The organism is Enterobacter sp. EC_50, from assembly GCF_019584525.1.
GTDB classification, from domain to species: domain Bacteria; phylum Pseudomonadota; class Gammaproteobacteria; order Enterobacterales; family Enterobacteriaceae; genus Enterobacter; species Enterobacter roggenkampii.
Map to the genome: position 1 here is coordinate 34987 of NZ_VDAF01000012.1, position 14026 is coordinate 49012.

At 55.9% G+C, this 14026-nt stretch carries 10 protein-coding genes, 1 tRNA gene and 1 pseudogene; 5 read left to right on the plus strand and 7 right to left on the minus strand.

All coding sequences use genetic code 11. The features are described 5' to 3' along the window. Positions 1-8 precede the first annotated feature (8 nt). The 6 genes and pseudogenes from dppB to FHC48_RS11640 all read right to left on the minus strand — a co-directional run bounded on the left by dppB (position 9) and on the right by FHC48_RS11640 (position 7686). Positions 9-1028, minus strand: coding sequence for a dipeptide ABC transporter permease DppB (gene dppB / locus FHC48_RS11615; RefSeq protein WP_008502770.1), 1020 nt, complete (start codon positions 1026-1028; stop codon positions 9-11). A 177-nt stretch (positions 1029-1205) separates the two neighbouring features. Next, on the minus strand, positions 1206-2813 hold the full coding sequence (dppA, locus tag FHC48_RS11620; RefSeq protein ID WP_008502769.1) for a dipeptide ABC transporter periplasmic-binding protein DppA: 1608 nt from the start codon (positions 2811-2813) through the stop codon (positions 1206-1208). Between the two features lie 620 nt (positions 2814-3433). After that, positions 3434-3510 (minus strand) — tRNA-Pro (locus FHC48_RS11625). A gap of 91 nt (positions 3511-3601) precedes the next feature. Further along, positions 3602-5293, minus strand: a complete 1692-nt coding sequence (eptB, locus tag FHC48_RS11630; RefSeq protein WP_008502768.1) for a kdo(2)-lipid A phosphoethanolamine 7''-transferase — start codon at positions 5291-5293, stop codon at positions 3602-3604. A gap of 257 nt (positions 5294-5550) precedes the next feature. After that, the gene (locus FHC48_RS11635; protein ID WP_008502767.1) at positions 5551-6753 is read right to left on the minus strand and encodes an MFS transporter; all 1203 of its coding nucleotides are present in this window, start codon (positions 6751-6753) and stop codon (positions 5551-5553) included. Between the two features lie 238 nt (positions 6754-6991). After that, positions 6992-7686: pseudogene (locus tag FHC48_RS11640) on the minus strand (autotransporter domain-containing protein). Between the two features lie 165 nt (positions 7687-7851). Between FHC48_RS11640 and tag the strand changes: the two are divergent. Beyond that, positions 7852-8433 (plus strand): DNA-3-methyladenine glycosylase I, encoded by a 582-nt coding sequence (tag, locus tag FHC48_RS11645; protein ID WP_059364281.1) that lies wholly within the window; start codon positions 7852-7854, stop codon positions 8431-8433. Beyond that, on the plus strand, positions 8411-8857 hold the full coding sequence (locus tag FHC48_RS11650) for an N-acetyltransferase (RefSeq protein WP_008502764.1): 447 nt from the start codon (positions 8411-8413) through the stop codon (positions 8855-8857). Before tag ends, FHC48_RS11650 begins: the two co-directional genes overlap by 23 nt. Here FHC48_RS11650 and FHC48_RS11655 read toward each other — a convergent pair. Next, complete coding sequence (locus tag FHC48_RS11655; RefSeq protein ID WP_248275345.1) at positions 8820-11099, minus strand: molybdopterin guanine dinucleotide-containing S/N-oxide reductase; 2280 nt, start codon at positions 11097-11099, stop codon at positions 8820-8822. The two genes, FHC48_RS11650 and FHC48_RS11655, sit on opposite strands and share 38 nt — an antisense overlap. 212 nt (positions 11100-11311) lie before the next feature. Between FHC48_RS11655 and FHC48_RS11660 the strand changes: the two genes are divergently transcribed. The 3 genes from FHC48_RS11660 (at position 11312) to FHC48_RS11670 (ending at position 14023) form a co-directional block, all read left to right on the plus strand. Continuing rightward, a complete protein-coding gene (locus tag FHC48_RS11660; protein ID WP_008502762.1) occupies positions 11312-11974 on the plus strand; it encodes an OmpA family lipoprotein in 663 nt (220 codons plus the stop codon). Between the two features lie 179 nt (positions 11975-12153). Further along, positions 12154-13170 carry a LacI family DNA-binding transcriptional regulator gene (locus tag FHC48_RS11665; RefSeq protein WP_008502761.1) on the plus strand — a complete coding sequence of 339 codons (1017 nt, stop codon included), beginning with the start codon at positions 12154-12156 and terminating at the stop codon, positions 13168-13170. 103 nt (positions 13171-13273) lie between these two features. Beyond that, positions 13274-14023, plus strand: a complete 750-nt coding sequence (locus FHC48_RS11670; RefSeq protein ID WP_032635477.1) for a sugar phosphate isomerase/epimerase — start codon at positions 13274-13276, stop codon at positions 14021-14023. Positions 14024-14026 lie beyond the last annotated feature (3 nt).

A 14026-nucleotide genomic window follows, 5' to 3' on the forward strand; every position in this document is an offset into this window, starting at 1 on the left:
ATGGCCCCTTACTTCTTATGACGAATACGCGGGTTCACCACGCCGTACAGCAAATCGACCAGCAGGTTGACGAGGATAATCATCGTCGCGACCAGCAGCACACCGCCCTGCACCACCGGATAGTCACGGCGTTGCAGCGCGTCAATCAGCCAGCGACCCAGGCCCGGCCAGGAGAAGATGGTTTCGGTCAGGATCGCCCCCGCCAGCAATGTCCCCACCTGGAGACCGATAACGGTCACCACCGGCAGCATGGCGTTACGCAGCGCATGGACGATGATAACGCGCATACGCGTCAGGCCCTTGGCGCGCGCGGTGCGGATATAATCCTCACCCAGCACTTCCAGCATCGATGAACGGGTCATACGCACGATCACCGCCAGAGGAATGGTGCCCAGCACCATGGCAGGCAGGATCATATGCGCGACGGCATCCATGAAGTTGCCCTCTTCGCCCCAGATAGCCGTATCAATCAGCATAAAGCCGGTGAGCGGGTTGGAGTCATCCAGGAATACCATATCGCTGACGCGCCCGGAGACCGGTGTCAGGTTAAGCTGCACCGAGACCAGCATGATCAGCATCATGCCCCACCAGAAGATAGGCATGGAGTAGCCGGTCAGCGCCAGGCCCACGGCGGTGTGGTCAAAAATAGAGCCACGCTTAACGGCAGCCAGTACCCCGACAGGAATACCCACCGCGGTGGCGAAAATCATGGCGCAGACGCCAAGCTCCAGCGTCGCTTTAAAACGCGGCACGAACTCGTCCCACACCGGAAGACGGCTTTTCAGCGAAATCCCTAAATCACCGTGCAGCACGCCCCAGATATAGTGGAGATACTGCTGCCACATTGGCTTATCGAGGCCAAGTTCAGCCAGCAGCTGTGCATGGCGCTCAGGGGAAATACCACGCTCGCCCGCCATAATCATTACCGGGTCGCCGGGGATCATATGGACGAAGGCAAAAGTGAGAAGGGTGATACCGATAAACGTGGGGATAACAAGTCCCAGACGTCGGAGGATGAACTGCAACATAACCCGGATTCTCTCTGATGACGCACGACCAGTGGCGTGACGTCTGTATTGCTCACAAATCTTATCCCCTCTCCTTTCAGAGAGAGAATTAAGCACTGCTGCCGGGTGGCGCTACGCTTACCCGGCCTACATACCGTAGGCCAGTGCAAGCGCAGCGCCGCCTGGCGTTGCTTTTAATTATTCAACCGATACGTTTTCGAAGTGGTGTTTGCCCAGTGGATCAACCACGTAGCCTTTCACTTCTTTACGCACTGGCTCGTACACGGTGGAGTGAGCAACAATCAGCGCCGGAGCCTGATCGTGCATAACAACCTGCGCCTGCTTGTACAGTTCAATACGTTTGTTGTGATCGTCGGTCGCACGCGCCGGCTGGATCAGGTCTTCAAACGGCTTGTAGCACCAGCGAGAGTAGTTAGAACCGTCTTTCGCTGCAGCACAGCTGAACAGGGTAGCGAAGAAGTTGTCCGGATCCCCGTTGTCACCGGTCCAGCCCATCATCACTGCCTGGTGCTCACCCGCTTTGGCGCGCTTCAGGTACTCGCCCCACTCGTAGGTCACAATCTTGGCCTGTACGCCAATCTTCGCCCAGTCAGCCTGAACCATTTCTGCCATACGGCGTGCGTTCGGGTTGTACGGACGCTGTACCGGCATCGCCCACAGCTCAACGGTGAAGCCTTTATCCTGGCCCGCTTCTTTCAGCAGCGCTTTCGCTTTCTCAGGATCGTAGGAGTAATCTTTAACGTCGTCGTTATAGCCCCACATGGTTGGTGGGATCAGGTTTTTGGCTGCAACGCCAGCGCCCTGGTAAACCGCCTTGATAATCGCTTCTTTGTTCACCGCGTAGGTCAGCGCCTGACGCACTTTCACGTCATCAAACGGTTTCTTCTCGGTGTTGAAGGAGAGATAGCCCACGTTCAGGCCAGCCTGCTCCAGCAGGTTGATGTTCTTATCCTGCTTCATGCGGGCGATGTCAGCCGGGTTCGGGTATGGCATCACCTGGCATTCGTTTTTCTGCAGTTTTGCATAACGTACTGACGCATCCGGCGTGATGGAGAAGACCAGACGATCAATCTTCGGCTTGGTGCCCCAGTAGCCTTCGAATGCTTTATACAGAATACGGGAGTCTTTCTGGTACTGCAGCAGCTGGAATGGACCGGTACCGATTGGGTTCAGGTCGACTTTTTCCGGCGTACCGGCTTTCAGCATGTTGTCCGCGTACTCTTTGGACAGAATTGAGGCGAAGTCCATGGCCAGGTCAGCCAGGAACGGTGCTTCCGGACGCGTCAGCACGAACTGAACGGTATTATCGTCCACTTTTTTCACTTCAGAGATCAGATCCGGCAGACCCATCCCTTCGAAGTATTCATAGCTGCCGCCAGAGACTTTGTGGTACGGGTTCTGAGCATTTTTCTGACGGTCGAAGGAGAACACAACGTCGTCGGCGTTAAAGTCGCGCGTTGGTTTGAATTCTTTGCTGTCCTGCCACTTCACGCCCTTGCGCAGGTGGAAGGTGTAGGTTTTACCGTCTTCGCTGACGTCCCACTTCTCGGCCAGACCCGGAATCACTTCCGTGGTGCCGGTTTTGAATTCAACCAGACGGTTATAGATCGGTACAGAGCTTGCGTCGTAAGTCGTACCAGAGGTAAAGAGCTGTGGGTTAAAGCCTTCCGGCGAGCCTTCAGAACAGTAAACCAGGGTTTTTGCCTGTACGCTTGCTGCCACGGTCATAGCCACCAGGCTCAGACCAAGCTTCAGCATCCCTGACTTCTTCAAGGAAATACTCATTATTCTGCTCCAATGTGATGTTTTGCTTTGTTGTGTTACGCCGCCAGACCTTTATTTATTTTTTACCCGGTCCGGTCGGAGGTGCCCGAAGGCGTTAAAGGGATGGAGAATCCTTTCAGAAGAGCGTTTGAGTTGCAGCGCAGATCGTCCCTGAAATGCCCCTCATGCCCTACAATCTGTCAACAGAATGTGAAAACGTCAATACAGGTGACGGGGATTTACGCTGAGTGTGAGAAACCGCAAACAAAGATTAAAAAAACCATGAGCGTCAGTTTTCAGCAGGGAAATTTATGCTACTCGCCATGTTGCAGCACAACTATCTTCATATTTCGCAACAATCAGTGATTAACTTTTATTCAGAATGGGTAAATTTTCTTGCAGAATGGTGATTATCTGAGCACTAAATACCGCGAACGTTAAAACGCACAGCGAAAAATGCTGAGGTTATCCATAAGCAACGCGAAAAAAGATCAATCTATATATAAAAAAATACAATGGATTATGTCACAAAATCGTTAACAGGCAGGGAGAAGCGGGCGTAAGGGGCGTTTTGATTACTCTGAAGAGCTAAGGCCATAATGCAAAAAGGGCTAACCTTACGGTTAGCCCTTTTCAGAATGTGGTCGGCGAGAGAGGATTCGAACCTCCGACCCACTGGTCCCAAACCAGTTGCGCTACCAAGCTGCGCTACTCGCCGAATGCGGAGCGCATCTTACTGCTGAGGTGCGCCCCCGTCAATCCCTTATTTTCAAAAAGCCATTCAACTGGCGATATTCTCGCCAGAGCAGCTACTGCGCGGCTTTTGCGCTGTTATCAGGGAGTTTACACCAGTTGTTGTTTTCGTTAATCCCACCGTTCGGTGAGGTGTAGCCGAGACAACCCATAATGGTGTCGTACAGCTCAACGTGACGACGCGGCACCTTCATTTCCGCCTCTTTCTTCAGATGGGCAAACATCTTCGCTTTCTCCGGGTCTTCCAGATACTTATCGGACATCCACACCATCATTGGCACTCGGAACTGCTCGGGCGGCGCCATCTTGCGTGGTGTACCGTGCAGATGCTCGAACTCATTGATAGATTCACCGTGGTCCGCCGCATAGAAGACAATAGCCTTCTTATCGCGAACCTGGTCAATCACCGAATCAATAAAGTGATCCACATACATCACGGAGTTGTCATAAGAGTTAATCAACTGGGCTTTGGTGCAGTCTTTATCCACTCCGACGCACTCCGGCGTCCATTTGGCAAAGCTGCGCGGATAGCGCTGCGTGTAGTTAAAGTGCGACCCTTTGGTATGAAGGATGATCATATGCTTACCATCAGGGTTCCCGTTGAGTGAGAGTTTCATCTCATCAATCAGCAACATGTCATCGACAGGTTTGCCACGGTTGCGCGCCTCTGCGCCAATCTGCTCGCGGTAGGAGATGTTTTGCGCCATGGTGTTGCTGTAGAACCACATCTCACTCTGCATCGCATAGAGGTCGGAGGTAAACCCAAGCTGATGCAGCACCGAGAAGACGTTTTGCTCTTTTAGCGTACGCTGCGGGTTATCGCTCGCCCCGCCCTCGCGCACAAACATACAGCGCAGGGAAAGCTTGGTGGCGGTATCACAGGAATAGCCACGATAGGCAATCAGGTTCTTTTCCTGCGCCAGTTTAGGCGTGGTATCACGGTTATAGCCGAGAATGCCCATATGATCCCAGCGTGTGGTCTCTCCGATAATAAAGACGACGTAGGTATCGTCGATATCCTTTGGCGCCACATAGGTAAACTTCTTCGCCGGGTTTATCAGCGACTTATTATCCGAGGACTCATCCACCTGCGCCCACGCATACAGCCCCAGCGCGGAGATCCAGTTAGACGGTAAATACGAGTTGGCAACCACGCCACCGTAGCTCGGCATATCCACGCCGGAGGTACGCTCATCATTCTTCTGCTTCACCTCCAGCAGACGAATCGGCCCCCAGACCATCAGGCCCGCCAGCAGCACCACGGCGACGCTTCTGAATCGCTTTCCGGGCGTGCGGATCTGGTGAACAAGGGTATAGCGGCAGCGGTTGCTCCAGATGAGCAGCAGCGGCAAGGCGCTGACCGCTACCAGCCAGAGGATAAAGTGCAGCCCCACAACCTCTTTAGAGAGGTCGATATCCGTGGTCATCACCGAGGCAATAATGCCGTAGCCAATCACCACGTTCATAAAAGTCATGTAATAGCTGGCACCCGCCGAGCACAGCACGATAAACGTTGCCAGCACTCGCCACACGCGACGGCCAAACAGGGTAAGAATACGGAATAAAAAGAAGGTGACCAGTACCGCAGCGACCAATTCGACAACCGCTGCAATTCCTTTCCAGACGGTAAAATCATGCGCGTAACCGTCAAACCGACGGAAAAAAACTGCGCCGTTCATAAACAGGCCGATGTACAACGCCAGCAAAAAGCAGAGCTTTTGTTGCGCCATCGATTTAATGTATTTCATGCAAGCTACCCGGAAAAAGGGACAGTACCGCCGCCCACCTCGATTAAAAAGTGGGCAGATTAGACATACGCTCAGGGGATCGTTCAATGAAACGTCTACAGGCGTGGTAAGTAGACCACAGGGAAGCGGAAAAGTGGCAGCAGAGAGTGTGATCAGTACAGTTATTTACAAAAAAGCAAATCCAAAAACAGACAAAATCGCTTTATTTCCAGGTTAAGAAAATAAAAAGGCCGGATTACCGGCCTTTCTCGTCGCGATTATGCATGAACTTCTTTAAAAACTTCACGTTGCGGCTGGCGAATCGTGGTTGACAGCGCCAGGGAGATAATCAGCAAGGCAAAAATCACGCAGAAGGTTACGTAGAACCCGCCGAACAGGGAAGCAATCAGCGAGCCGCAGATACTGCCGATCCCGAAGCCCAGATAGATCACGCCGTAGTTTTTCGCCAGATTGTTCAGGCCAAAGAACTCGCTCACCAGTGACGGGAAGACGGTAATGGTGCCGCCGAAGTTAAAGGCCACGCAGGCAATTGCCGCGAAGAAGGTGGCTTCATTCAGCGGAGCGAACAGCAGCGCCGCCATACCGACCAGCGAAACCACCTGCCCAATCGTAATCACGCGGATGCGGGCGATTTTGTCGGACAGAATACCGAGGACCAGACGACCGGAGAGGTTAGCAATGGAGATGACGGTCACCGCGTTGGCCGCCGTGGCTGCATCCAGTTTCACCATCCCCTGTGCGATATCTTTCGCGACGCCGATGACATACAGGCCGCTCATGCAGGCCGTCAGGAACATCACCGCCAGCATCCAGTACTGCGGTTTACGCATCGACTGCGCGAGAGTGAAATCATTCTCCACCACGCCATTCACGGATTTCACTTCCTGCTGCGGCGCATCCTTCATCAGCGTGGCGCCGAACAGAATCATCACCAGCACGATTGCGCCCCAGATCATGAAGGTTTTTTCGAGGCCAACGGACGCCAGCAGATGGGCATCGATAAATTTGAACCCGAGGCTGCCCAAACCATAAGAACCAATGGCAAACGCAGAGATTAAGCCTTTACGTTCCGGGAACCACTTCACGCAGTTTGACAGCGTCAGCAGATAGCCCGCGCCGTCCGCCAGTCCCACCAGCACGCCCGCACTCAGCCAGAGCATCATCAGATTGCTGGAATGCGCGGTCAGGAAAAAGCCCAGCCCCAGCAGGATGCCGGACGCCATGGTCACGCGCTTCACGCCAAAACGCTCCTGCAGCTTGCCCGCGACGGAAGATGAAATCGCCAGACCCAGGCTCAGCAAACCAAAGGAGAACGCGACCTGGCTGACCGGTGCGCCGAGTTTGTCAGAAAGCGCACTGTTAAACAGGCTCCAGGTATAGACCGATCCCAGCGCAAACTGAGTGACGATGGTGCCAAAGAGCGTGAGCCAGCGAGTGCGGTTATAGGTTGATGTGTTCATGGCAGTTGTCCTGCAAGATAAATTGAGGGAATTCGCTGAGGACAACGATAAACAAAACCTCAATATGCCTGGGGTAAAACGGCATGAAATGCAGGCGGAACGGAATGAAATGCCTGGAATCGGGAATGAATGACCTGGCACGGGAATAAAGCGACAGCGTGTTAGTATCTGCTATCGCTGTAAAGCCCGTGGTTATTGTATTCGAGATGTTATCGTAACGTTTAAAAAAGTAACAACGCTAGAAATTGGCGCTGACGCCGAGGGTGTATAAAAACTCCTCACCGGTGGTGGTATGCTCCCCCTGAGCCAGCGAGGCATAGGCCGCCATGTGCGTATTAAAGGGAATATCCGTTCCCACGGTGACATCCATCCAGCTGCCATTTGGGCAGGAGCTGGCGTTTGTGGCATACCAAACTGCGATTTCCACTGGTTTTCACCAAACTGTTGGTTATAGCTGATCTGCGCCCAGGGCCGGAGATCGCCGTACTGGGTGTTAACGCGCCACCCCAGCGTGCTGACGCTGGCATGCCAGAGCGGGTCCGTAACTGACTGTGTCGACGCGCTATCACCAAACTCGTTGATCATCATGGGAGCCGTGCCGTCATAACGCCACGCCACCACCGGGCCGGTGGTAATTCGCGCTGAAACGGGAAAATTCCAGCCTACGCTCATCGCCCCCTCTGTCGTGCTGCCAGACGGTATATTCAGAGCAAGACCCGGCGCATTTTGCGAAGACTGAATACGCTCCGCGAGAATATCCTCATAGCGCGGTTGGTGATCCGCGTCCCATGTATAGCGTTCCGCCGTATTATTTTGGGCGTCTGAAACGATATATTCCTGTTGCCAGGCAGACGCTGTATTACAAAAAAACAGGCAGGCTGAAATCCCCACCAGGCCAGACACAGCATGGCGACCACTGATTTTTTTTATCATCTTCAACGCGACCCCAGAGAGAGCCGAATTCGGCGATATTTGTCGTTATTCAGGAAGAGCTTAGAGAGCATATGGCCCTGTATTAACTATTGTCTTTATAGTAAACACGTCAAGCCAGTCAGAACGAAATTTTTGCGTAATCAGTATCAATAAGGGAGATGACGGATGGAACGTTGCGGTTGGGTAAGCCAGGATCAGCTTTATATCGACTATCACGATCGGGAATGGGGCGTGCCGGAAAGGGATGGCAAAAAGCTCTTTGAGATGATCTGCCTGGAGGGCCAGCAGGCGGGGTTATCATGGATTACGGTACTGAAAAAACGCGAAAATTACCGCAGCGCTTTCCACCAGTTCGACCCCGTCGCCGTCGCCGCGATGACCGATGAGGACGTCGAGCGACTGGTGCAGGATGCCGGCATCATCCGTCATCGTGGTAAGATCCAGGCCATCATCGGTAACGCACGCGCTTATCTGGCGATGGAACAAAACGGCGAATCATTTTCAGATTTTGTCTGGGCGTTTGTGAATAACGATCCGCAAGTCACGGAGGCGACCACGCTCGCGGAAATTCCGGCCGCCACTCCGGCCTCGGATGCGCTCTCGAAGGCCCTGAAAAAACGCGGCTTTAAGTTTGTCGGCTCCACCACCTGCTACGCCTTTATGCAGGCCTGTGGCCTGGTCAACGACCACGTTACCGGCTGCTTCTGTCATCCGGGAGGCCATCATGATCCGCAAATGGCAAAATGAAAATACCGCGCCGCTGCTGAGCCTGTGGCTGGAAAGCACCACGGAAGCGCATCCGTTCATCGCGCCGAATTACTGGAAAGAGAATGAGGCCATGGTGCGGGACGTTTATCTGCCGTCCGCTGAAACCTGGGTCTGGGAGCAGGACGGCGAACCTTGCGGATTTATCAGCGTGATGCAGTCTCAGTTTGTCGGCGCCCTGTTTGTGGCGCCGTCATGCATTGGGAAAGGCATCGGGCGCGCGCTGCTGAACCATGTTCAACAGCGCTTCCCGCACTTAACCTTGGAGGTGTATCAGAAAAATGTCCGGGCGGTGAATTTCTACCATGCTCAGGGCTTTCGCATTGAAGACAGCGCCTGGCAGGATGACACCCAACACCCGACGTGGATCATGAGCTGGCAGGCGGATCAAACGCCGTTAAGGTAAGCTCGGGACCCGTATATTTCTCGACCCAGGCCAGCGCCGTGTTCCCTGCGCAACCATTCCCCAGCTTCGAGCTGGGGAGATCTTTGGTCAGCACGTTAACCGCCCCGTTTTTACAGATACCGCCTTCGGCGAGCTCAAGGTCAGGCCATGCGCCCTGATGAATGCAGATCACGCCCGGCTTAATCCCGTCGCTCACCACCGCCCCTGCCAGCACCTGTCCACGCGCGTTCCAGACGCGCACCACGTCGCCGTCCGCAATCCCGCGCGCTTGCGCATCAAGGGTATTCAGCGTGATGGGCTCTCGCCCGGCGACCGCATACTGCTCGCGCAGGGAGGTATAGTTAAGCTGGCTGTGCAGACGGTGCGCGGGATGGGCAGATAATACCTGCAGCTGATCCGGCCGGGCGTTACCGTGCCATTCGTCCGGCTCGAGCCACGTGGGATGCGGCGGGCAGTCAGCATAGCCAAAGCTGGCGATGCGCTCGCTGTAGATCACGATCTTGCCGCTCTCGGTTTTCAGCGGGTGGTTCTCCGGATCGCGGCGGAAATCGGCAAAACGAACAAACTTCGCGTTCTGTTCGCTCTCCGGCATTTCGACGATCTGGTTCGCCTCCCAGAACTCAGTAAATGGCGGGAGCGTCACGCCCTGCGCCGCGCCGCGCTGCCCGGCAATCTGGTAGAAGGTTTCCAGCCATTCGAGATCGGTTTTTCCCTCGGTAAAACGCGCGCGACCGCCCGCTTCCCACCGCTCGCTCAGTTCAGCAAACACGTCGAAATCATCACGCGCCTCATCGCGCGGGGCCACCACGCGCTTCATCGGGACCATATGCTGATTGCTGTAGTCGCCGGTCATGGTGAGATCGTTACGCTCAAACGAGGTGGTCGCCGGGAGCACGATATCGGCGTGTTTCGCCGAGGCGGTCCAGAAGCACTCGGAGATCACCACCAGCTCCGGCTTCTGCCAGGCGCGGATCAGGCGGTTGGTATCCTGATGATGCGTGAAGTTCGACCCGCCCGCCCACCAGACAAATTTAATATCCGGGAAGTGGCGGTCGAGACCATTGTGCTGATAAAAACCGCCCGGATTTTCCAGGGCTTCAACAATACGCGCCACCGGGATTTTATCTACGGCGTCCACGCCCCCCTGCACCGAACCTTGCAGAGACGCCAGCACCGCCGCTTTACGCGTGGGGTTACCGCCGTTGGCAAAGTGATAGGAGAGACCAAAACCGCCGCCCGGCGTACCGATCTGCCCCAGCATCGCAGCAAGGGTCACCAGCATCCAGTGTTTCTGCTCGCCAAACTGCTGGCGCTGCATCCCCCAGCCGGACATCAACATCGTGGTGTTTTTATGGAATAACGCCGCCAGTTCGCGGAGCTTCTGCGCAGAAACACCGCAAATCTCTGCTGCCCACTCTGCCGTTTTGGCCACGCCATCCGTTTTACCCATCAGATAGTCGGCGAATTTATCGAAGCCGGTGGTACAGCGCGTCAGGAATTCGACATCGTGCCAGCCGTTTTCCACCAGGGTATGGGCGATACCCAGCATCATTGCCACGTCGGTGCCCATATGTGGGGCAATCCACTCGGCGCTGTCGCCGAAGAAATCCAGGGTTTCAGAGCGCATCGGGTCAATGCAGATGATGCGCTTGCCGCTTTTGCGCAGCGCGTCGAAATAGCCAATGCCCTGCTCGTCGCTGGCATTCCAGGCAATTTTCAGCGTGTTAAGAGGGTTAGCGCTCCACAGCACCACCACGTCGGTATGTTCCAGCACCAGCGGCCAGCTGGTCTGCTGCTGGTACACCTCGTTCCCGCCCACGACATACGGCATGATCGCCTGCGCTGCACCGGTGGAGTAATCCCCCAGATGACCGGTATAGCCGCCCGCCAGGCTCATATAGCGCTGCAGCAGCGTCGACGCCTTGTGCAGCACCCCGTTAGAGCGCCAGCCGTAGGACCCGGCGAAAATGGACGACGGACCGTAACTGTCGCGAATGCGCTTGTGCTGGGTGTGGATCAGCGCCAGCGCGTCATCCCAGCTCACGCGAACAAACTCATCCTGACCGCGAATGCCCTGCGGCTTGTCAGGTGAGGCGAGAAAACCTTTACGCACCATCGGCCAGCGCACGCGTGTTTTGCTGTGCACCTGATCGCGAACGACGGTCTGTAAAGAGTTGGGATGTTGTGTTGGCAATGCTCCGCGAGACGACAGAACATTTTCGCCATCGGTTTCGACCAGCATCGGCCCCCAGTGGGCGGCGGTCAGAATGGTTTTCGTTGAGGTGCTCAAGCGTGCGCTCCTGGTTGCGTGCAGGTTTTACGGCCTTCTTGCTGAGACCGTTTATGGTTTGTCACAAATTTCAGAGTTATACCCGGAATTTTCTCCGTATCTGGACGTCATAATCAACTGCCACGTTCGCCGTGGCAAAGAATAAAAAGGATTAAGGAAAGAAGATGAAAAAACGCGTACTCGTTATTGCCGCTCTGGTGAGCGGTGCACTGGCTGTTTCTGGCTGCACAACCAACCCTTACACCGGTGAGCGCGAAGCGGGTAAATCCGGCATTGGCGCGGGTATCGGCTCGCTGGTCGGCGCAGGCGTTGGGGCGCTCTCCTCCTCCAAGAAAGACCGCGGCAAAGGCGCGCTGATTGGCGCAGCGGCGGGCGCGGCCTTGGGCGGCGGCGTCGGTTATTACATGGACGTGCAGGAAGCAAAACTGCGCGACAAAATGAAGGGAACCGGCGTGAGCGTGACGCGCAGCGGCGATAACATCATCCTGAATATGCCGAACAATGTGACCTTTGACAGCAGCAGCGCAACGCTGAAACCCGCGGGTGCGAACACCCTTACCGGCGTGGCGATGGTGCTGAAAGAGTACAACAAGACCGCCGTGAACGTGATTGGCTACACCGACAGCACCGGCAGCCAGGATCTGAACATGCGTCTGTCCCAGCAGCGCGCCGATTCCGTGGCCAGCTCGCTGATTACCCAGGGCGTTGAAGCAAACCGCATCCGCACCAGCGGCATGGGCCCTGCCAACCCTATCGCCAGCAACAGCACGGCGGAAGGCAAAGCGCAGAACCGCCGCGTAGAGATTACGTTAAGCCCAATTCAGTAGGTAAAAGCAAAACGGCAACCCCGTTGCCGTTTTTAGTGTTTGCGCCCTCTCCCGTGGGAGAGGGTTGGGGTGAGGGTATCAGACCGCAACCTCCGGTAAGCGCAGCGCCACCGGGCAAATTACTTGATTCGTCCGATTTTCCCGCTAAGGTATTCTCACTAAATTCAGGGAAATCAGCGATGAGCAAACCAGCCCGGGCCACCATCAGCGACGTGGCGAAAGCCGCCAAAACCGGCAAAACCAGCATTTCGCGCTACCTTAACGGCGAGAAACACCTGCTGTCCGATGCGTTGCTGGCGCGTATTGAACAGGCCATTGCCGATCTCGACTACCGTCCCAGCCTCATGGCGCGCGGGCTCAAACGTGGCCGCACCCGCCTTATCGGGCTCATCATCGCCGATATCACCAACCCCTACTCCGTGAACGTGCTCAGCGGTATCGAAGCCGCCTGTCGCGAGAAAGGCTTTACGCCGCTGGTCTGTAATACCAACAACGAAGTCGACCAGGAGCTGCATTATCTGGACCTGCTGCGCAGCTATCAGGTGGAAGGGATTGTGGTCAACGCGGTAGGCATGCGTGAAGAAGGCTTAAATCGCCTGCAGCAATCCTCCCTGCCCATGGTCCTCATCGACCGTAAAATCCCGGAATTTGCCTGCGATGTGGTCGGGCTGGATAACACCCAGGCCGCCACGACCGCCACCGAACATCTGATTGAACAGGGCTTCGAGGCCATTCTGTTTCTGAGTGAACCGCTGGGGATGGTCAACACCCGACGTGAACGCCTGAGCGCATTTCGCGCCACGCTGGAGCGTTATCCCGGCGTGATCGCCGAAAATGCCGAAACGCCGCTTCACGAAGCCGGGCAGCTTGACAACACCCTGCGTCAGTTCCATACGCGCCATCGTGGGATGCGCAAAGCGGTTATCTCCGCCAACGGGGCACTGACGCTGCAGGTTGCCCGCTCGCTCAAGCGCATTGGCCTGCACTGGGGCAGCGACATCGGTCTGCTGGGGTTTGATGAACTGGAGTGGGCGGAGCTGGCTGGCGTCGGCATTACTACCCTCAAACAGCCCACCTGGCAGATTGGCTATGCTGCTGTTGAACAAGTCGTTCGTCGTATTGAAGGCACCAGCGATGCCGTTCGCGAGCAGGTCTTCTCCGGCGAGCTGATCGTTCGTGGCTCCACCGCGCGTTAAATTTCCCTTGTGATAGCGATCATAAATTCAACATCCTGACCTTTTCTTTGGAACCGGTTCCATCTAGCGTAATAGTATTGATATGTTGCGATGGAGTCCGAAGATGGGCAGGAAAATTATGGTGGTCACCGCCGCGTACGGTGCGGAACAGGTGCGACAGGCGGGCGGTCAACGGGCGATGCTCCCCGTTATTGCTGGCGCGGGGGCTGACGGCGTGGAGATCCGCCGGGAACTGTTCAACAGCGAAGAGCTGCTGGCGCTGCCCGCGCTGGGCGAATCCATTGAGCTGCTGGGTCTGCTGGCGTGCTACTCCGCACCCGCCGCCCTGTTTATGCCCGACGGCACCCTCAACCCGGACCTGCCCCGCTATCTTTCTGAAGCCAACACTCTGAACGCACTTTGGCTGAAGGTTTCCCTGGGCCATTTCAGCGACACGCAACCGCTCGACGCCCTGCGTACGCTGCTGAATACCAGCGGCATGGCGCTGGTCGTGGAGAACGATCAGACCGACTGCGGACAGCTCGCGCCCATGCAGCGCTTCCAGGCCGCCTGTCGGGAAATGGCGCTCCCCGTCACGCTGACCTTCGATATGGGGAACTGGCTGTGGGTGGGCGACTCCCCTGAAGAGGCCGCGCGTCACCTGGCCCCTGCCGTGAGCTATATCCACGTGAAGGCCGCCGTGCCGCATAAAGATAACTTCCGCGCCGTCGCACCGGACCGCGCCGATGCACGCTGGCTGGATCTGCTCGGCCAGCTGCCTGCCGATGCCCCGCGCGGTATCGAATTCCCGCTGGAAGGGGCGGATTTAACCGCCGTTACCCGCCATTACGTCAACCTGCTGCGCGAGGAGTAAACC